A 17,799-nucleotide genomic window follows, 5' to 3' on the forward strand; every position below is an offset into this window, starting at 1 on the left:
GATGTGCGGCTAAAAGTGACCGTTGAGGACGCTTGTCAAAACGGTCTAAATATTCCAAAAAAATGGAGAGGACCCTGGAGGAAACAACATGAAGCCACTCGGAATCGGCCTGATCGGCACAGGTTATATGGGCAAGTGCCATGCGTTGGCATGGAATGCAGTAAAGACGGTATTCGGTGACGTGGAGCGTCCGCGTCTGGTCCACTTGGCCGAAGCGAATGCGGAACTCGCGGCCAAACGCGCCTCGGAGTTCGGCTTCGAAAGGGCAACGGCCGATTGGCGGGATCTGATTGCCGATCCTGCTGTCGATGTGGTCTCCGTCACGACCCCGAATCAGTTCCACCCCGAGATGGCGATTGCTGCGCTCGAAGCGGGCAAGCATGTCTGGTGCGAAAAACCGATGGCGCCAGCCTACGCAGACGCCGAGAAGATGCTGGCGGCGGCGCGGGCATCGGGCAAGGTCGCCGTCCTCGGCTACAACTATATACAGAACCCGATGATGCGGCAGATCAAGGCGCTGATCGGCGAGGGCGCCATTGGAACGGTCAACCACATTCGCGTCGAGATGGACGAGGACTTCATGGCCGATCCGGAAGCCTTCTTCTATTGGAAGAGTGAGCTGGCCTCAGGGTACGGAGCGCTGGATGACTTCGCCGTGCACCCGCTGTCGCTGCTCTGGTATCTCTTCGGGCATGTGGAAGCCGTTATCACCGATATGGTCAAGCCCTATGTCGATCGCCCCCTGAAGGAGGGCGGCCGTCGCAACGTCGAGAATCACGACGGAGCCAATGTGCTGATGCGGCTCGGCGGCGGCATCTCCGCCGTGCTGATGGCAAACCGCTCGGCATGGGGTCGCAAGGGAAGGATCGCGCTGCAGATCTTCGGCTCCAAAGGCTCGATCGCCTACGATCAGGAGCGCATGAACGAATTCGACCTCTATCAGGCCGAAGGACGCGGTTCGGAACAGGGCTTCCGCAAGATACTGGCAGCCCCGGCCCATCAGCCCTACGACCGCTTCATTCCCGCTCCCGGCCACGGTCTCGGCTTCAACGATCTGAAGATTATCGAATGCCATGAGCTGATCCGCGCGATTTCCGGTGCGCCGTCGTCCATCGTCACATTTGAAGACGGTCTTAGGATAGAGAAGTCTGTCCACGCCATGGCACAGTCATTCCACGAGCGACGCTGGATCGAGATCGCCTGAGACCGGCACTCATCCGGTTGACGGCGAAAGGGGCAAGGGATAGGCCTTTGCCCCAGCGCGCGAATGCCCAACGCGCGGCTATACGACGGGAGTGAGAACGTGACGGACAGACTGGTGATCATTGGCGCAGGTCAGGCTGGTTTCGCATTGGCAGCAAAGCTTCGCGCGCTGAAGGATATGCGTCCGATTACGATTATCGGCGCCGAAGACGTTCTGCCCTATCAGCGACCGCCGCTCACGAAGAAGTATCTGCTCGGCGAAATGAGCTTTGATCGCCTGCTGTTCCGACCCGAGCACTGGTATACCGACAACGACGTCGAGATCAGGCTCGCCACCTGGGCTGAGCAGATCAAGCGCGACCAGAAGCAGGTGATCCTTCAGGACGGCTCCGTTCTCGATTACGGCACTCTTGCGCTGACGACTGGTTCGACCCCTCGCGCGCTCCCGGCGGCAATCGGCGGCGATCTTGCCGGCGTCTATGTCGCCCGCGACAAGCGGGATGCAGACCTTTTGGCCGAAGAGATGCGCCCCGGCCGCCGCGTCCTTATTATAGGGGGCGGCTATATCGGCCTCGAAGCGGCTGCCGTTGCCCGCCATCGCGGCCTTGAGGTCACGGTCATCGAGATGGCCGATCGTATCCTGCAGCGTGTCGCGGCAAAAGAGACGGCAGACATCATGCGCGTGATCCACGAAACGCATGATGTGTCGATTCGGGAAAAGACCGGTCTCAAGCATTTGATCGGCCGCGACGGCAAGCTCGTCGGCGCCGAACTCTCGGACGGCAGCACGGTCGATATCGACTTCGCAATCGTCGGAATCGGCGTCGTGCCCAACGATCAACTGGCGAAAGAAGCTGGCCTCGAAGTCGCCAACGGCATCATCGTCGATGAATTCGCGCGTACATCCGATGCTTCGATCTATGCCGCGGGCGATTGCGCGGTGCTGCCGTGGCAGGGCGGCCGGATCCGTCTCGAATCGGTACAGAACGCCGTCGATCAGGCTGAGGCCATCGCTGCCGTCATCGCCGGCGGCGATGCACCCTACGAGCCAAAGCCCTGGTTCTGGTCGGATCAGTATGACGTGAAGCTCCAGATCGCAGGCTTCAATCTCGGGTATGACGAGACCGTTCTTCGCCCCGGCGCACGCGAGGGCGCGCATTCGATCTGGTATTTCAAGGCAGGCAAGTTCATCGCGGTTGACGCCATCAACGATGCCAAGGCCTATGTGAGCGGCAAGAAGATGCTGGAATCAGGCGTTACGCCCGACAAGGCGATCATTGCCGACGCATCCGCCGATCTGAAGCAATTGCTTGCATAGAGCCGGAATGGCTTTTCTTGTCTGATAGAGCCGAAAAAGCGCTTGCTTCACCCGGCGAATGACTCTATCAGGCTCCCACCGGAGAGGTGGCCGAGTGGTCGAAGGCGCTCCCCTGCTAAGGGAGTATACCCGAGAGGGTATCGTGGGTTCGAATCCCATCTTCTCCGCCATTGCTTCAGATAATTTTCAAAAAATAAATCCAGAACGCGGCATTCGTCGTCGGTTGGCATATCGCTTCGCGTTGCGTCGCAAGCGCTCCCCGGCAACCGGAAGCCCATATGAAAAACCCCGCCGAAGCGGGGCTCAGTCTATATCAATCTGCCCAGCCGTTGTAATAGTAGCGAGGGCGATGCCTAGGTTGGTAGTCCCGGTCGGAGTCGCGATAATATCGGCTCCGGTAGTACCGATCCTTCTCGGGGCTATGGAACTTCTTCCCACACCGCCACGGCTCATTGAAGCAGATCGATTTGTCTGCCGGTCCGAAGATGCTGTCATTGTTCTTGTTGTGTCCGCCAGCGAAGCTTGTCGTCGCCGTGAGCAGAGGGATGGCCATCACTGCGGCCAAAAGAGTGAGCTTCATGTCTTTCTCCAATCTGCGGGAAACGATGAAGTTCCCACATTGAATGTAAGCTGAATGCCCTGAGACGGTTTTTGGTTCCCGGCTGGGGACGGGGATGGTGGTGAGCATCGAATCGAATCGAAGTGAGGAATCGCCTTCGCTCGGCTGTGGAATCGCTGCGGGTAGCATCCGTCCTCGTTCAAAGCCGCGGGTTCGTGATCGAATGAAAGGTGCGCTCCGCGGCCGAATCTGGCGCGAAATGGGCCTCGATACGGCACATTGGCCGGATGCAGGCCCTCCCAAGGCTGCTATAACCCCCCGGAAAACCAGCGCTTTCTTAATGAAGTATAAAGAAACGCGCCGGGCGGATGCCGCATTTGTGACCTTTCAGCAACAGCGCATACGGAAGGCTGTCGCAAATGCCCCAACGGGCAAGTTGGTGATTGCGTGACAGTCCCGGTCTTGTATTTTCAACCTCGGAAGCGAGGGCGGTTGATCGTCCGACTTCTTGAAACATGGGGATGGGGCAGGGAACGCTGCTCTAACGGCGAAAAACCCAGACCCGATCGAAACTTTGAATTGGAGGTCAATATGAACATCAAGAGCCTTCTTCTCGGCTCCGCTGCTGCTCTCGCAGTAGTTTCCGGTGCTCAGGCTGCCGACGCTGTCGTTGCTGCTGAGCCGGAACCGGTTGAATACGTCCGCGTCTGCGACGCTTACGGCACCGGCTACTTCTACATCCCGGGCACCGAAACCTGCCTCAAGATCGAAGGCTACATCCGTACGGAAGTTCGCTTCGGTCGTGATCAGTCGGCAAACGGCGTTTCTGACTGGTCGTTCTGGACCCGTGGTAACGTTCAGTTCACGGCAAAGAGCGACACCGAGTACGGCCCGCTCACCGGCGTTATCGTTCTTCAGACGGACGCTGACAATGCTACGGATAACGGTGGCACGTACCTCGACTCCGCTTACATCGACATCGCTGGCTTCCGCGCTGGTCTGTTCTACAGCTGGTGGGACGACGGCCTGAGCGGCGAAACGGACAACCTTGCTTCGTACTCCACGCTGCATAACTCCTTCCGTTATCAGTACGAGTCTGGCGACTTCTACGCTGGTCTGTCGGTTGACGAACTCGAAGACGCGATCCACACCGGTCTCGGCGAAGACGGCAACGATCTCGGTATCGCTGCTGGCCTCGGCGGCAAGGCTGGCGCCTTCTCCTACCAGTTGATCGGCGGCTACGACACCGACACTGAAGAAGGCGCAATCCGCGGTATGGCAACTGTTGCCATCGGCCCCGGCACGCTCGGCCTCGCAGCAGCTTGGGCTTCTGGCCCGAACGCTTACTTCGAAGAGTCTGAGTGGACGATTGCTGCTGAATACGCAATCCAGGCAACTGACAAGCTGAAGATCACTCCTGGCGTTCAGTACTTCGACAACGTCAAGAACGGCACCCGTGACGGCAACTTCGTCTCCACGACCGACTTCTCGGATGTCGACGTCTGGAAGGCTGGCGTAACGGTTGACTACCAGATCGTAGAAAACTTCTACGCTAAGGCTTCGGTACAGTGGCAGGATCGCACCTTCACGGAAGACTCCGACACGGTATCCGGTTACTTCCGCCTGCAGCGTGCATTCTAATCTGATCTGACTTCGGTCAATCAGGAGAGCCCGGCTTTCGAGCCGGGCTTTTTTCGTTTGTCATGTTTGGTGGAATTAAGACGATCGCCAAGGGGCTAGCGACTGGCGAGGAAGCGGCTAAGTTCGCTGTAAGCAGGCGCCAGATGCAGCAGCGGCGCATGGCCCTGACCTTCGGCGACGCGTGTGGTTATCCCCGGATTCCGCGCACGCATCTCTTCGACCGTCTTCTCCGACAGAAGATCGGAATGCTCTCCTCGAATCACCAGCAGGGGAATCTGCTGGAACGCATCGAACTGTTGCCAGAGATCGGGCAGGGGCTTGTTGAAATCGATGGTAAGCAAGGCCTCCGCAATGGCCGGATCGACGTCAGGGACGATGCGATCGTCGATCACGCGGTAGATGGCATCGGCCATCTCGCGCCAGTCTTCCGGGTTAAGAGCGGGAAAGTATCGGCCGTGGTTGGCCTGCAGTGCCGCGACAGCCTCGTTCCAATCTGCAGGAGAGCCGCCACGGTTCAAGTAATCGCGAATCCGCATGAGCCCTGTGGCTTCAATGACCGGTCCGATGTCGTTGAGGACTACGCCAGCCAGCAATGCCGGTCTCATGGCGGCAAAAATGTGAAGAATCAGCCCGCCGCGCGACGTACCGATGAATATCGCGCGCTCAATGCCAAGATGATCGCAAACGGTAAGGACATCGCGAGCCTCAACGGCGATCGAATAGTTTGCCTTGTTGGCATCCCAGGCGGAGAGCCCGCGCCCACGATAATCGACGGCGATGACGCGATGCGCCGCTAACCGGTCCTGCGACAACGCAAGAGCAAGCTGATGAAAGTCGCGCGCATTGCGCGTCAGGCCGGGGAGGCAGACGATCGGCACTGATTGCGGATTGCCATCCGGTCGCGCGGGATAGTCACGCAGCGATAGTGCGAGCCCATCCTCTGCGCTCACCTGCAGTTGCACGAAACCGGCATTCGCAACATCTTCCATCGCGTCGTCTCCCTGTTTCAGTGGAGACTAACGGCGGCCGGACAGCGCTGGCAATTGAAATTGGCTCAGGAGCGGCCGTTGATCAGGTCGCCCTGCAGGTCGGCGGGCTGACCGAGGCGGGCTTTGTAAACCTCATAGTTCTCCATCACCCGCTGAACGTAGTTGCGCGTTTCAGGGAAAGGGATGCGCTCGATCCAATCGACGACCGCATCGATCGACTTGCCGCGTGGATCTCCGTAACGGCCGATCCATTCCGGCACGCGCTTAGGCCCGGCATTATAGGCGATGAAGGTCATGATGTACGAACCGCCGAACGTATCGATCTGCTCACCCAGATAGTGCGCGCCGAGCGTGGCGTTGTAGCCTGCATCCGTCGTCAGCTTGTCTTTCGAATAGGTGATGTTGTGTCGCTTGGCGACGGCCTTCGCCGTTCCGGGCAAAATCTGCAGCAGGCCGCGGGCATCGGCAACCGAAACCGCCGCCGGGTTGAAGGCGCTCTCCTGCCGGGCGATAGCATAAGCCAGCGCCTTACCGGACCCGGAGATATTGGCCCCGGCCGGAATGACGCCGAGGGGAAACGCCAGAGCGGCAACGTCGATACCACGGGAATACGCGGTTTTGCCGATTTGTAGCGACAGATGGTGATCGCCGGAGCGTTCGGCCTGTGCGCTGAGAATCGCAAGTTCGCCTGGGCTCTGCAACTGATCGGCCAGTGCCAGATAGAGATCCTTCGCGCGCCAGCCATGGCCGGCGGCGTCGAGCCTGGCAATAGCCTGCACTGCTTCGCGACCCTGATAGCGCTCTCGATCTGCGGACGAGGGGGAGGGATAGCTGACGTTCAGCGTCTTGCGGCCGAGTTTTTCGCCGGCGAGCTGGCCGTAGAAAGTCGTCGGGTAGCTGGCGGCCTTCGCGTAGAAATCGCTGGCCTTCCCAGGTCCGCCAGCCTCCGCTGAGCGGCCCATCCAGTACCACGCACGCGAGACGGAAAGCGGACCGTTCGAGAAATTCAGGATCTTTCTGAAATGACCCTGTGCGGTGTCTGCATCCTGCATTCCGCGAAGCGCATACCAGCCGGCATGGAACTCAGCTTCGACAATATCGGTCGGAGCCGTGGCGGCGTAGCTGGAAACAATACCGTAGGCGGCCTTGAAATCCCCCTGATCCACCAGCCCCCGGCTAATGATGCGCTGCTCGTTCCACCATTCACCGGCGTTCACCAACTCGTCGCGGTCGCGCGGCATTTGCCTCAGCAGCTTTGCAGCGTCGCCATAACGCTCCTGCTTCCGCAGATATTCGATACGGGCGAAAAGGTAGCCGGGGTCATTGCGCCACTTGCCGTCGACCGAGGCGAGAAGCGCCTCGGCGTTTGCCGCCTTACCGATGACGGCATTCCAGGCATTGTACAGCGACTGTGCCTGGCCGAGATCGCCGAACCGCTTCGCCTGCGCGGCGCGGTTTCGATACATCAGATATTCCATCCGCGCCTTGTGATCGGCAGCCGTCAGAAGCCCTGAAAATTCGTTGAGAATCTTGTCTTCCGTCGCGGTGTCCAGTGTCTGGCCGCGCCAGAGTTTGCGGATATGCTTTGCCGCCTGGGCCTGTTTGCCCGTTGCGACGAGCGCACGCGCGAGGATCATCGCGCCCGAATTCGTCTCAGGCGCGGTTTCTCCGAATGCTGCCAACACCGCGCTCGGCGCCGGGTTTTCATCGTAAAGAGCGCGCTCCGAATAGGCGCGCAGTTTGGCGAGGCCCGGCCAACCTTGCAGTTCCTGCGCCGCAGTCGCGATCTCGACTGAAGGAACGCCTTTTTGTGCCGACACGGCGATCGCCCATGTCAGGATATGCCGGTCGAGCGTCCCGCTTTTCATGCTGTTGCGTACCGCGATCGCCTGCAGCGGATTGCGGGCGCTGAGCGCATCCAGTCCGGTTTTCAGGTCGCTTGCCACCGGCGCGACGGTCGGGCCCCTTGGGATCGCGCCTGTTATGAGGGACTCGGGTACGCTCGTCTGCGGCACGAATCCGATCGGCTTTACATCGGGAACGGGAATGTCCTCACCCGGCAGCGGCGACGCAACGCTGCTCCACGCAGCGGCTGTAAGGCCGAGGGCGGAGAGGATCAGGACGGCTCGCTTCATGCTGGACACTCACAATGGAAACACGTCCTACATTTGCTCGGACGCATATTAATGAAAGCTTACCGAAGCGGTTAAATTTCATTCACATTTGCTATCGGAATTTCCGCCAATCCGACCTCTGCGCGCTTGTCGCGGCGTTTTCACCGCACTATGGTGCGCTCCTCATATTCAAGGAATGCGGCCGAACCATGGATTGTGGCCGTAAGGAGTTCTGCATGTTCCAGGGATCCATTCCCGCACTCGTCACACCCTTCACTGATGCCGGTCAGGTCGATGAGGCCTCCTTTGTCGCTCATGTCGACTGGCAAATCAAGGAAGGCAGCAACGGTCTCGTTCCGGTCGGCACGACCGGCGAGTCGCCTACGCTGTCGCATGCCGAGCACAAACGGGTCGTGGAACTCTGCATCGAGGCTGCAGCTAAGCGCGTTCCTGTCATGGCGGGTGCAGGCTCCAACAACACGCGCGAAGCGATCGAGCTTGCACAGCATGCCGAAAAGGCTGGCGCCGATGGTATCCTGGTCGTGACGCCCTACTACAACAAGCCCACGCAGAAGGGCTTGTTCGCGCATTTCTCGGCGATCGCCGAGGCTGTGAAGCTGCCGATCTATATCTACAACATTCCTGGCCGTTCGGTGGTCGACATGACCCCCGAGACGATGGGCGCGCTTGCCAAGGCGCATGCAAACATCGTCGGCGTCAAGGACGCTACGGGCAAGATCGAGCGCGTTTCCGAACAGCGCCTGACATGCGGCAAGGATTTCCGGCAGCTCTCCGGTGAGGACGCGACCGCGCTCGGCTTCAACGCTCATGGCGGCGTCGGCTGTATTTCGGTGACCGCCAACGTGGCGCCGCGGCTCTGTGCCGAGTTCCAGGCTGCGACGCTCGCCGGCGACTACGCAAAGGCGCTTGAGTATCAGGACCGCCTGATGCCGCTCCACAAGGCGATTTTCCTGGAGCCGGGTCTCTGTGGATCGAAGTACGGCCTTTCCAAGCTCGGCCGGATGAGCCGCAACGTTCGCTCGCCGCTGATTTCCACGCTGGAGCCTGGCACCGAAGCGGCAATCGATGCAGCCATGCGCCACGCCGGCCTGCTGAACTGAGCGAGCCGCCGCCCTTCACAACGGCTTTGCGGATCTCTAGATAAACCATCAGAATAAACGGCGCGATCGTCGCGCCGTTCAAGGACTGGAATTCCTTTCATGGCCCCCAAAGGCAGTCAGCGTGTAGTGAAGAAAGTCGTCGCCGAGAACCGCAAGGCGCGCTTCAACTACGAGATTATCGACACCTACGAAGCCGGGCTCGTGTTGATGGGCACCGAGGTGAAGTCGCTGCGCGAGGGCAAGGCCAATATCGCCGAGTCCTATGCCTCCGACGAGGATGGCGAGATCTGGCTGATCAATTCCTACCTGCCGGAATATCTCCAGGCCAACCGCTTCAACCACGAGCCGCGCCGCCGTCGCAAATTGCTGCTCTCGGGCAGGGAGATCCATCGGCTTCGGGTGGGCATCAACCGCGAGGGGATGACCCTCATTCCATTGAAGATCTACTTCAACGACCGTGGCCGCGCCAAGATGGAACTGGCGCTGGCCAAGGGCAAGAAGCTGCACGACAAGCGCGAGACCGAGAAGGAACGCGACTGGAATCGTCAGAAGGGCCGGTTGCTGCGAGAAAACAGCTGAGCTTTGAGCGGCGTTGGACGAACCATCGCCGCTCAAACGCGTCAGGTTTCGGCGTCACTGGAAGCCGGCTCCGCCGGACGCGGGGGACGCTCCGAGGCATCGCGACCGATCTCGCTCTTCAAGGACAGCAAATCGATGAAGTGGTCGGCCTGCCGGCGCAGATCGTCGGCGATCATCGGCGGTTGAGTTGCCATCGTCGAGATAACCGAGACCTTGCGGCCGCGTCTCTGCAGAGCCTCCACAAGCGTCGTGAAATCGCCGTCGCCGGAGAAGATGACGAGATGGTCGACCGTCTCGGACTGTTCCATGGCATCGATCGCAAGCTCGATGTCCATGTTGCCCTTGATCTTCCGGCGTCCCATGGAATCGGTGAATTCTTTGGCTGGCTTGGTCACGACCTTGTAGCCGTTGTAGTCAAGCCAATCGATCAGCGGTCGGATGGAGGAGTACTCCTGATCCTCGATCAGTGCGGTGTAGTAATAGGCGCGCAGGAGATAACCGCGTTTCTGAAAGGCCTTTAGAAGCTTTCTGTAGTCGATATCGAAGCCCAAACTCTTGGATGCGGCGTAGAGATTGGCGCCATCAATGAAAAGAGCAATTTTTTCGCGCGGGTCAAACATCGCGTACCAATCCACTTTGAGCAATCGAAAAGTCTCTGTTAAAAAACCCATCACATCAACGAGTTAAACCAAAGACCAGAACAATTCTTACTTTATGAACTATTCATATAAGAATGATTTAGGGCACGATTCGGGATATTCCAAGCAACTTTCGGTGGAATTCCCGCATTCTCCTCTGAATTGGATCATAGCTGGCGGTGGCAAATCAGCTTTCACGAAAAACTTGAATTTGTCCGCTTTTAATTGTATCGCCGTGCTAATCCCGAGATCACGACCCGTAAAGGACAGGCAATGGCCCGTGTCACAGTTGAAGATTGCATTGACAAAGTTGAGAACCGCTTTGAGCTGGTTCTGCTTGCCAGCCACCGCGCGCGGCTGATTTCCCAGGGTGCGTCGATCACCATCGACCGCGACAACGACAAGAACCCTGTCGTCGCCCTGCGCGAGATCGCTGATGAGACACTGTCTCCCGACGATCTGAAGGAAGACCTGATCCACTCGCTGCAGAAGCATGTCGAAGTCGACGAGCCCGAGCCCGATCCGGCAAGCCTCATCGCCGCCGCTGCTGTCAGCGAAGGCGAAGAGCAGGAAGACCTGCCGGAGACCGTCACGTTCGACCAGATGTCGGAAGAAGAGCTTCTGGCCGGTATCGAAGGTCTGGTTCCGCCAGAAAAGAGCGACGATTACTAATCGTCAACCTTGCGCCATTATTGCTTCGGCATATGATTGAGTATCACGTGCGCCAATCTGTGATTGGCGCGCTTTTCTTTTGTAATGGAGTGGCTTCGGGATGATGCGGCAGTACGAGCTCGTGGAGCGGGTTCAGAAATACAAGCCCGATGCCAACGAAGCGCTGCTGAATAAAGCCTACGTTTACGCCATGCAGAAGCATGGGCAGCAGAAGCGTGCGAGCGGCGATCCCTACATCTCCCATCCCCTCGAAGTCGCCGCCATCCTCACGGATATGCATCTCGATGAATCGACGATCGCGGTCGCCCTGCTTCATGATACGATCGAGGACACCACGGCCACCCGCGCCGAGATCGACGAACTCTTCGGAGAAGATATCGGTCGCCTCGTCGAGGGGCTGACGAAGATCAAGAAGCTCGATCTCGTTACCAAGAAGGCCAAGCAGGCCGAAAATCTCCGCAAGCTGCTGCTGGCGATCTCCGATGATGTGCGCGTGCTGCTGGTGAAGCTGGCCGACCGCCTGCACAACATGCGCACGCTCGACCATATGTCGCCGGAGAAGCGCGCCCGCATCTCCGAGGAGACGATGGATATCTATGCGCCGCTCGCCGGCCGCATGGGTATGCAGGACATGCGTGAAGAGCTCGAGGACCTGTCCTTCCGCCATATCAATCCGGAAGCCTACGAGACCGTCACCAAGCGCCTGGAAGAGCTCTCTCGCCGCAATGAAGGCCTGGTCAAGAAGATCGAGACCGAGTTGCGCGATCTGCTCGTCGCCAGCGGTCTCACCAATGCCTATGTGAAGGGCCGCCAGAAGAAGCCATACTCGGTCTTCCGCAAGATGCAGTCGAAGTCGCTGTCTTTCGAGCAGCTGTCCGACGTCTACGGTTTCCGTATCATCGTCGATGACATTCCGGCTTGCTATCGCGCCCTCGGTATCGTCCATACGCGCTGGCGCGTCGTTCCAGGCCGTTTCAAGGACTACATCTCGACGCCGAAGCAGAACGACTATCGCTCGCTTCACACGACGATCGTCGGTCCGTCGAGCCAGCGCATCGAGCTGCAGATCCGCACGAAGCGCATGCACGAGATCGCCGAGTTCGGTATTGCTGCCCACACGCTTTACAAGGACGGCGCCACCAATGCCGATGGCGACATCCTCTCGCGCGAGTCCAATGCCTATTCCTGGCTGCGCCATACGATCGAGGCGCTTGCGGAAGGCGACAGCCCCGAAGAATTCCTCGAGCATACCAAGCTCGAGCTTTTCCAGGATCAGGTGTTCTGCTTTACGCCCAAGGGCAAGCTTATCGCGCTGCCACGCGGGGCAACGCCGATCGACTTTGCCTACGCGGTGCATACCAACATTGGCGACACGACCGTTGGCGCCAAGATCAACGGTCGCATCATGCCGTTGGTGACCCGCCTTGCAAACGGCGACGAAGTGGAGATCATCCGCTCCGGCGTTCAGGTTCCACCGGCTGCCTGGGAAGAAATCGTCGTAACGGGCAAGGCGCGGGCTGCTATCCGGCGCGCGACGCGCATGGCGATTCGCAAGCAGTATGCCGGGCTCGGCCATCGCATTCTGGAGCGTACCTTCGACCGTGCCGGCAAGATTTTTTCACGGGAGTCGATGAAGCCTGCGCTGCACCGCCTCGGCCAGAAGGATGTCGAGGACGCGATCGCGGCCGTCGGTCGTGGCGAGATGTCCTCGCTCGATGTGCTGCGCGCGGTCTATCCCGACCATCAGGAAGAGCGTGTCACGGCCAAGCCGAGCGGCGACGATGGCTGGTTCAATGTCCGCAGCGCTTCAGGCATGATCTTCAAGATTCCGGGCCGGTCGAAGACGGGCGAGGGCCTGCCTGCCGATCACGACGCGGCCATCGACGCCGATGCCGTGCCGATCCGCGGCATTTCCAGCAATGTCGACGTACAGTTCGCTCCGACGGGCGCGGTCCCCGGAGATCGCATTGTCGGCATCATGGACAGCACTGAAAACGGCAGGGGAATTACCATCTATCCGATCCAGTCCCCGGTCCTGCAGCGGTTCGACGAGCAGCCTGATCGCTGGATCGACGTGCGCTGGGATCTGGACGAGGCGAATAAATCTCGCTTCATGGCGCGGATCATGGTCAACGGGCTGAACGAGCCCGGCACGCTTGCAAAGCTTGCGCAGACGGTTGCCGGCGTCGATGTAAATATCCGCGTGCTCAACACCGTTCGCGTTGCCACCGACTTCACGGAAATGACGCTTGACGTCGAAGTGTGGGATTTACGCCAGCTGAATCAATTGCTTACGCAATTGGCCGAGCTGGAATGCGTGGCGACGGTAAGACGTCTCTACGAGTGATCGGCTCCAAGTTGGCATGCAATTGCACATTTTGTGATCGTTTTATGACCTAATTAGCGCACATGAAGGGTAAGCCATGCGCCCATCGCATGGCTGTCGTCAGGTTACAGCGTTGGTAATCCGTGCCCGCAGCGCCTATCTTCTCATCATCAGAGAATGAAGAGAAAGATGAGGCAAGCAAATGTTCAAGCCGATTAAGAATATCGCCCGTGCGCTGCGTGCTCCGACTGCGGAAGAACGTGAAATGGCATATCTGAACGGTTCGTTCGACCGTATTGATCTGGAATATCGCCAGCGTCAGGTCGATCGCGGCATGTTCCGCACCCGTTAATATCGGGTTTATACTTGAGAAAGGGAAGGGGCATTCGAATGTCATGCCCATCGAGAGTGCTCAGTCGGCGCTGATCAAATGATGACTGAGGTGGTTTGACGCTCTTGTCATGCCCGTGCGCCTTGCACTACATACGCGCCATGTTGTTTAGACGTCGAAAACCTGCTGGATTTCGTGAGAAGCTTCGCGAGTTGCTGTGGCCCCGCAAGGGGCTGACGCGTCCGCCGCGCTATCTCGTGATGCGTGTCCTGCGCCTGAGGGCGACACCGCATGCGGTGGCCGTCGGTGTTGCGGCCGGCATCTTCGTATCGTGGACCCCGTTCATCGGCATCCACTTCGTGATGGCTTTCATCCTGAGCTATCTTTTCTCCGGCAACATGGTCGCCGCCGCGCTCGGCTGCGCAGCCTTCGGTAATCCGCTGACCTATCCCTTCATTTGGGGAACGACGTGGGAGATCGGCCATTTGCTGCTGAGCCGCCAGGACACCATGCCGGGGCAAAGTGTCGATTTGGCCGCCCTGTTCCATCAGTTGCACATTACAGAGCTGTGGCGCCCTGTCTTGGAGCCGATGCTGATCGGCTCGATACCGCCAGCTCTGGTGACGTCCGTCATCCTTTATTTCGCGACATTCTACACCGTCCGGGCCTTCCAGGGCCGCCGGCGTGCTCGTCTGCTCGAACGAGCCCGTGCCCGCCTGTCGAACCCGATGCAGGAGACCGTATGATCATCGGAATTGGTAGCGATCTCATCGATATCAGAAGGGTGGAGAAGTCGCTGGAGCGCTTTGGCGAGCGTTTCACGTCGCGCTGCTTCACCGAGGTCGAGCGCAACAAGTCCGACCGTCGCGCAAACCGCGCCGCTTCCTACGCCAAGCGTTTTGCCGCCAAGGAGGCTTGCTCGAAGGCGCTCGGAACGGGCATCGCGCAGGGCGTCTTCTGGAAGGACATGGGCGTCGTCAACCTGCCGAGCGGCAAGCCGACGATGAAGCTGACCGGCGGTGCTGCCGAGATCCTTCAGTCGATGCTGCCGGCGGGGCATCGCGCCGCCATCCATTTGACAATAACGGATGATTTTCCGCTGGCTCAAGCATTCGTGATAATCGAGGCGCTCCCGGAAAGCCCCTGAGCAGCGGCGTGTCGTCGCTTTTAATGTTGGCGGCATTGCCGGAGTCGAGCTAAGCCGCTACAGAGAACAAGAAAAATCGTGCATCCAAGATGATGCCCTGAAGGAATGAAACTGCGTGTCCGAAAAAGTTGAATCGAAGCCAAACGCACTTTGGGAAAACATCAAGGTCATCGCTCAGGCGCTGATCCTGGCGATGGTGATCCGCACCGTATTCTTCCAGCCCTTTACCATCCCTTCAGGCTCAATGATGCCGACGCTGCTTGTCGGCGACTACATCTTCGTCAACAAGTTCGCTTACGGCTATTCGAAATACTCGCTGCCGTTCTCGCCGAACCTTTTCAGCGGCCGCATTTTCTCGAGCGAGCCGAAGCGCGGCGATATCGTCGTCTTCCGTTTCCCGCCGAACCCTGAGGTCGACTACATCAAGCGCCTCGTCGGTCTGCCCGGCGATCATATTCAGGTCACCGAAGGCGTTCTCTACATCAACGGCAAGCCCGTGCCGAAGGTCCCCGATGGTACCTTCAATTCCGACTATGCGCAGGATCCGGGCCAGGATGTTCCAGTTTTTCGCGAAACGCTTGATGACGGCGTCAGCTACGATACGCTCGACCAGTCCCCGGTTTCCCGCGGCGACAACACGCGCGAGTTCATCGTTCCCGAAGGCCATTATTTCATGATGGGCGACAACCGCGACAACTCGCTGGATAGCCGTTTCGATGTCGGTTTCGTTCCCGCTGAGAACCTCGTGGGCCGCGCCAGCGTGATCTTCTTCTCGCTCGGCAACGACACCTCCTTCCGTGAAATCTGGAAGTGGCCGACCAACATGCGTTGGGATCGCCTTTTCAAGAGCGTTGAATGAGCAAGGCGCAGACACTCTCGGCTAGCGACCGTGCGCGGCTGGAAGCCCTCATCGGTCACGAGTTTGCCGAGAAGGAGCGCCTGGACCGGGCGCTCACCCACGCCAGCGCTCGCACCCAGAAGAGCGGCAATTACGAACGTCTGGAATTCCTCGGCGACAGAGTGCTTGGCCTCTGTGTCGCCGAACTGCTTTTCCGCACGTTCGGGACGGCGGCCGAGGGCGAGCTTTCCGTTCGCCTGAACCAGCTCGTCAGCGCCGATACCTGCGCGGAGGTTGCCGATGAACTCGGACTGCATCTCTTCATCCGGACAGGCGCCGATGTGAAGAAGCTGACCGGCAAGCGCATGATGAATGTTCGCGCCGATGTTGTCGAAAGCCTGATCGCGGCCATCTATCTGGATGGTGGTCTTGAGGTCGCGCGGCGTTTCATTCTGAAGTATTGGCAGAAACGCGCTACCCGGGCCGATGGCGCCCGGCGTGACGCCAAGACAGAGCTGCAGGAATGGTCGCATGCGAAGTTCGGCGTGACGCCGAACTATCGGGTTGAAGAACGCACTGGACCGGACCATGATCCGCGATTTACGGTGACGGTCGAAGTCGCAGGCGTTCAGCCGGAGACAGGTGTCGAGCGTTCCAAGCGCGCAGCCGAACAGGTGGCTGCAACGAAGATGCTGGAACGCGAAGGAATTTGGCAGAAGACGTCTGCCGGAAATTGACGGGAAGATGAGCGAAGAACAAGACATGGCAGGCGGCGCCAACGAGGCCGCTGATGTGACGCATTCCGGATTTGTCGCGCTGATCGGGCCGACCAATGCCGGCAAGTCCACGCTCGTCAACCGATTGGTCGGCGCCAAGGTCTCGATCGTCAGCCACAAGGTGCAGACGACGCGAGCGATCGTGCGCGGCATCGCGATCCACAACAACGCGCAGATCGTCTTCATGGATACGCCCGGCATATTCAAGCCGCGCCGTCGCCTTGACCGGGCGATGGTGACGTCGGCCTGGGGCGGCGCCAAGGATGCGGACCTGATCATGCTCCTGATCGACAGCGAGCGCGGTCTTCGTGGCGATGCCGAGGCAATCCTTGAGGGCCTCAAAGAAGTGAAGCAGCCGAAAATTCTGGTGCTGAACAAGATCGACCGCGTCAAGCGCGAGGACCTTCTTGCGCTTGCCGCCGCGGCCAACGAGAAGATTGCCTTCGATCATACCTTCATGATCTCGGCGGAAAACGGATCGGGCTGCACCGACGTTATGGATTTCCTCGCCTCGACATTGCCGGAAGGTCCGTGGTACTACCCGGAGGATCAGATTTCGGATCTTCCGATGCGCCAGCTCGCAGCCGAGATCACCCGCGAGAAGCTTTTCCTGAGATTGCACCAGGAACTTCCCTATTCGTCTCACGTCGAGACGGAGAAGTGGGAAGAGCGCAAGGATGGATCTGTGCGCATCGAGCAGGTCATCTACGTCCAGCGCGACAGCCAGAAGAAGATCGCTCTTGGAAAAGGCGGCGAGACCATCAAGGCGATTTCATCGGCTTCCCGTCGCGAGCTTTCGGAAATTCTCGAGCAGCAGGTGCACCTCTTCCTGTTCGTAAAGGTTCGTGAAAACTGGGGCGATGATCCCGAACGTTTCCGCGAAATGGGCCTGGACTTCCCGCACTAAGCTTCAGCTTGAAGACTTCGGGCGGTTTACGCCGCCCGATAGACTTGCGCGACCGCGCCGCCCGGGAAGGCTCTTGAGCTTGTCAGCTTAAGCGACCTTGGCGCGGCAAGTTCCGAGAACAGCGCCTTGCCCTTGCCGAGCACGACCGGCGCAACCAGCAGCACGAATTGGTCGACCAGGCCCTCGGCGACAAGACTGCGCGCGAAGCCGACGCCGCCGTGGGCGATGATCGGCTTGCCCTCTTGAGCTTTCAGCATCGCGATCTCATCCGCAAGACGCCCGCTTGCCACATAAGCTGTCGCCCAGCTCTCCCAGCCGGGCTGCCGTTCCGCCGTCTGCCGGGGCTCTTCGCCTTCGAGGAGTGACGGCCCTTTTCGTGAGAAGACAGCCTTCGGGATGTCATTCATCGGCGGTGCGAACATGTCGGTGGAGGTTGGCCAATAGGCCGTCATGTCCTTGAAGCTGCGGCTTCCCATGATGTGCAGGCCGGCGGTCCACAGCGTCTCTACGGACCACGCCTTCGCCTCCTGATCTGAGCCGAACATCCATCTGTTCTTGCCGTCCATGTCACTCACGAAGCCGTCGACGGACATGGTCATCTTCAAGATCAGGTCCCTCACGGCTGTCTCCTCTTTCGCAG

At 59.2% G+C, this 17,799-nt stretch carries 18 protein-coding genes and 1 tRNA gene; 14 read left to right on the plus strand and 5 right to left on the minus strand.

All coding sequences use genetic code 11. The features are described from left to right. Positions 1-88: 88 nt before the first annotated feature. The 3 genes from FZ934_RS03385 (at position 89) to FZ934_RS03395 (ending at position 2,691) form a co-directional block, all read left to right on the plus strand. Complete coding sequence (locus FZ934_RS03385; RefSeq protein ID WP_153269921.1) at positions 89-1,204, plus strand: Gfo/Idh/MocA family protein; 1,116 nt, start codon at positions 89-91, stop codon at positions 1,202-1,204. 99 nt (positions 1,205-1,303) lie between these two features. Continuing rightward, positions 1,304-2,521: an NAD(P)/FAD-dependent oxidoreductase gene (locus tag FZ934_RS03390; RefSeq protein ID WP_153269922.1), complete on the plus strand. Its 1,218-nt coding sequence runs from the start codon at positions 1,304-1,306 to the stop codon at positions 2,519-2,521. An 80-nt stretch (positions 2,522-2,601) separates the two neighbouring features. Beyond that, a tRNA-Ser gene (locus FZ934_RS03395) sits at positions 2,602-2,691 on the plus strand. A 143-nt stretch (positions 2,692-2,834) separates the two neighbouring features. Here FZ934_RS03395 and FZ934_RS03400 read toward each other — a convergent pair. Beyond that, entirely contained in the window at positions 2,835-3,101 is a 267-nt protein-coding gene (locus FZ934_RS03400; RefSeq protein WP_153269923.1) for a hypothetical protein, read from the minus strand. A 570-nt stretch (positions 3,102-3,671) separates the two neighbouring features. Here FZ934_RS03400 and FZ934_RS03405 point away from each other — a divergent pair. Further along, a complete protein-coding gene (locus FZ934_RS03405) occupies positions 3,672-4,721 on the plus strand; it encodes a porin (protein WP_153269924.1) in 1,050 nt (349 codons plus the stop codon). A gap of 95 nt (positions 4,722-4,816) precedes the next feature. Here the strand turns inward: FZ934_RS03405 and FZ934_RS03410 are convergent, their stop codons facing one another. Together FZ934_RS03410 and FZ934_RS03415 are read right to left on the minus strand one after the other, a co-directional pair. Continuing rightward, positions 4,817-5,710, minus strand: a complete 894-nt coding sequence (locus FZ934_RS03410) for an alpha/beta fold hydrolase (protein WP_153269925.1) — start codon at positions 5,708-5,710, stop codon at positions 4,817-4,819. 65 nt (positions 5,711-5,775) lie between these two features. Then, complete coding sequence (locus tag FZ934_RS03415; protein ID WP_153269926.1) at positions 5,776-7,845, minus strand: lytic transglycosylase domain-containing protein; 2,070 nt, start codon at positions 7,843-7,845, stop codon at positions 5,776-5,778. 215 nt (positions 7,846-8,060) lie between these two features. Here FZ934_RS03415 and dapA point away from each other — a divergent pair, with 215 nt between their 5' ends. After that, entirely contained in the window at positions 8,061-8,945 is an 885-nt protein-coding gene (gene dapA, locus FZ934_RS03420) for a 4-hydroxy-tetrahydrodipicolinate synthase (protein WP_153269927.1), read from the plus strand. A gap of 99 nt (positions 8,946-9,044) precedes the next feature. Beyond that, positions 9,045-9,524: an SsrA-binding protein SmpB gene (smpB, locus tag FZ934_RS03425; protein ID WP_153269928.1), complete on the plus strand. Its 480-nt coding sequence runs from the start codon at positions 9,045-9,047 to the stop codon at positions 9,522-9,524. 41 nt (positions 9,525-9,565) lie between these two features. Here the strand turns inward: smpB and FZ934_RS03430 are convergent, their stop codons facing one another. Further along, on the minus strand, positions 9,566-10,144 hold the full coding sequence (locus FZ934_RS03430; RefSeq protein ID WP_153269929.1) for an NYN domain-containing protein: 579 nt from the start codon (positions 10,142-10,144) through the stop codon (positions 9,566-9,568). 291 nt (positions 10,145-10,435) lie between these two features. On the opposite strand from FZ934_RS03430, the gene rpoZ reads away from it, so the two are divergent. The 8 genes from rpoZ (at position 10,436) to era (ending at position 17,159) form a co-directional block, all read left to right on the plus strand. Further along, positions 10,436-10,834 (plus strand): DNA-directed RNA polymerase subunit omega, encoded by a 399-nt coding sequence (gene rpoZ / locus FZ934_RS03435; RefSeq protein ID WP_113362871.1) that lies wholly within the window; start codon positions 10,436-10,438, stop codon positions 10,832-10,834. A 100-nt stretch (positions 10,835-10,934) separates the two neighbouring features. After that, positions 10,935-13,181 (plus strand): RelA/SpoT family protein, encoded by a 2,247-nt coding sequence (locus FZ934_RS03440; protein WP_153269930.1) that lies wholly within the window; start codon positions 10,935-10,937, stop codon positions 13,179-13,181. Positions 13,182-13,362: 181 nt separating this feature from the next. Continuing rightward, positions 13,363-13,512 (plus strand): DUF3563 family protein, encoded by a 150-nt coding sequence (locus tag FZ934_RS03445; RefSeq protein ID WP_082597502.1) that lies wholly within the window; start codon positions 13,363-13,365, stop codon positions 13,510-13,512. 140 nt (positions 13,513-13,652) lie between these two features. After that, entirely contained in the window at positions 13,653-14,237 is a 585-nt protein-coding gene (locus FZ934_RS03450) for a DUF2062 domain-containing protein (RefSeq protein WP_153269931.1), read from the plus strand. Continuing rightward, positions 14,234-14,638, plus strand: coding sequence for a holo-ACP synthase (acpS, locus tag FZ934_RS03455; RefSeq protein WP_153269932.1), 405 nt, complete (start codon positions 14,234-14,236; stop codon positions 14,636-14,638). Before FZ934_RS03450 ends, acpS begins: the two co-directional genes overlap by 4 nt. Before the next feature lie 115 nt (positions 14,639-14,753). Beyond that, positions 14,754-15,497, plus strand: a complete 744-nt coding sequence (gene lepB, locus FZ934_RS03460; protein ID WP_153269933.1) for a signal peptidase I — start codon at positions 14,754-14,756, stop codon at positions 15,495-15,497. Then, complete coding sequence (gene rnc / locus FZ934_RS03465) at positions 15,494-16,213, plus strand: ribonuclease III (RefSeq protein WP_153269934.1); 720 nt, start codon at positions 15,494-15,496, stop codon at positions 16,211-16,213. The genes lepB and rnc overlap by 4 nt, the downstream gene beginning before the upstream one ends. 7 nt (positions 16,214-16,220) lie before the next feature. Continuing rightward, the gene (gene era / locus FZ934_RS03470) at positions 16,221-17,159 is read left to right on the plus strand and encodes a GTPase Era (protein WP_153269935.1); all 939 of its coding nucleotides are present in this window, start codon (positions 16,221-16,223) and stop codon (positions 17,157-17,159) included. 26 nt (positions 17,160-17,185) lie between these two features. Here era and FZ934_RS03475 read toward each other — a convergent pair whose 3' ends face one another. Next, positions 17,186-17,779: a dihydrofolate reductase family protein gene (locus tag FZ934_RS03475; protein WP_153269936.1), complete on the minus strand. Its 594-nt coding sequence runs from the start codon at positions 17,777-17,779 to the stop codon at positions 17,186-17,188. Positions 17,780-17,799: the final 20 nt, after the last annotated feature.

The organism is Rhizobium grahamii (genome assembly GCF_009498215.1).
In the GTDB taxonomy this organism is placed as follows: Bacteria; Pseudomonadota; Alphaproteobacteria; order Rhizobiales; family Rhizobiaceae; genus Rhizobium; species Rhizobium grahamii_A.

What these genes read in the sequence shown, in the direction of transcription:
- era (WP_153269935.1), top strand. Translation starts at nt 16,221, where the DNA reads ATGAGCGAAGAACAAGACATGGCAGGCGGCGCCAACGAGGCCGCTGAT.
- FZ934_RS03445 (WP_082597502.1), top strand. Translation starts at nt 13,363, where the DNA reads ATGTTCAAGCCGATTAAGAATATCGCCCGTGCGCTGCGTGCTCCGACT.
- FZ934_RS03385 (WP_153269921.1), top strand. Translation starts at nt 89, where the DNA reads ATGAAGCCACTCGGAATCGGCCTGATCGGCACAGGTTATATGGGCAAG.
- smpB (WP_153269928.1), top strand. Translation starts at nt 9,045, where the DNA reads ATGGCCCCCAAAGGCAGTCAGCGTGTAGTGAAGAAAGTCGTCGCCGAG.
- FZ934_RS03400 (WP_153269923.1), bottom strand. Translation starts at nt 3,101, where the DNA reads ATGAAGCTCACTCTTTTGGCCGCAGTGATGGCCATCCCTCTGCTCACG.
- FZ934_RS03450 (WP_153269931.1), top strand. Translation starts at nt 13,653, where the DNA reads ATGTTGTTTAGACGTCGAAAACCTGCTGGATTTCGTGAGAAGCTTCGC.
- rnc (WP_153269934.1), top strand. Translation starts at nt 15,494, where the DNA reads ATGAGCAAGGCGCAGACACTCTCGGCTAGCGACCGTGCGCGGCTGGAA.
- FZ934_RS03430 (WP_153269929.1), bottom strand. Translation starts at nt 10,144, where the DNA reads ATGTTTGACCCGCGCGAAAAAATTGCTCTTTTCATTGATGGCGCCAAT.
- rpoZ (WP_113362871.1), top strand. Translation starts at nt 10,436, where the DNA reads ATGGCCCGTGTCACAGTTGAAGATTGCATTGACAAAGTTGAGAACCGC.
- FZ934_RS03440 (WP_153269930.1), top strand. Translation starts at nt 10,935, where the DNA reads ATGATGCGGCAGTACGAGCTCGTGGAGCGGGTTCAGAAATACAAGCCC.
- FZ934_RS03410 (WP_153269925.1), bottom strand. Translation starts at nt 5,710, where the DNA reads ATGGAAGATGTTGCGAATGCCGGTTTCGTGCAACTGCAGGTGAGCGCA.
- dapA (WP_153269927.1), top strand. Translation starts at nt 8,061, where the DNA reads ATGTTCCAGGGATCCATTCCCGCACTCGTCACACCCTTCACTGATGCC.
- FZ934_RS03405 (WP_153269924.1), top strand. Translation starts at nt 3,672, where the DNA reads ATGAACATCAAGAGCCTTCTTCTCGGCTCCGCTGCTGCTCTCGCAGTA.
- FZ934_RS03415 (WP_153269926.1), bottom strand. Translation starts at nt 7,845, where the DNA reads ATGAAGCGAGCCGTCCTGATCCTCTCCGCCCTCGGCCTTACAGCCGCT.
- acpS (WP_153269932.1), top strand. Translation starts at nt 14,234, where the DNA reads ATGATCATCGGAATTGGTAGCGATCTCATCGATATCAGAAGGGTGGAG.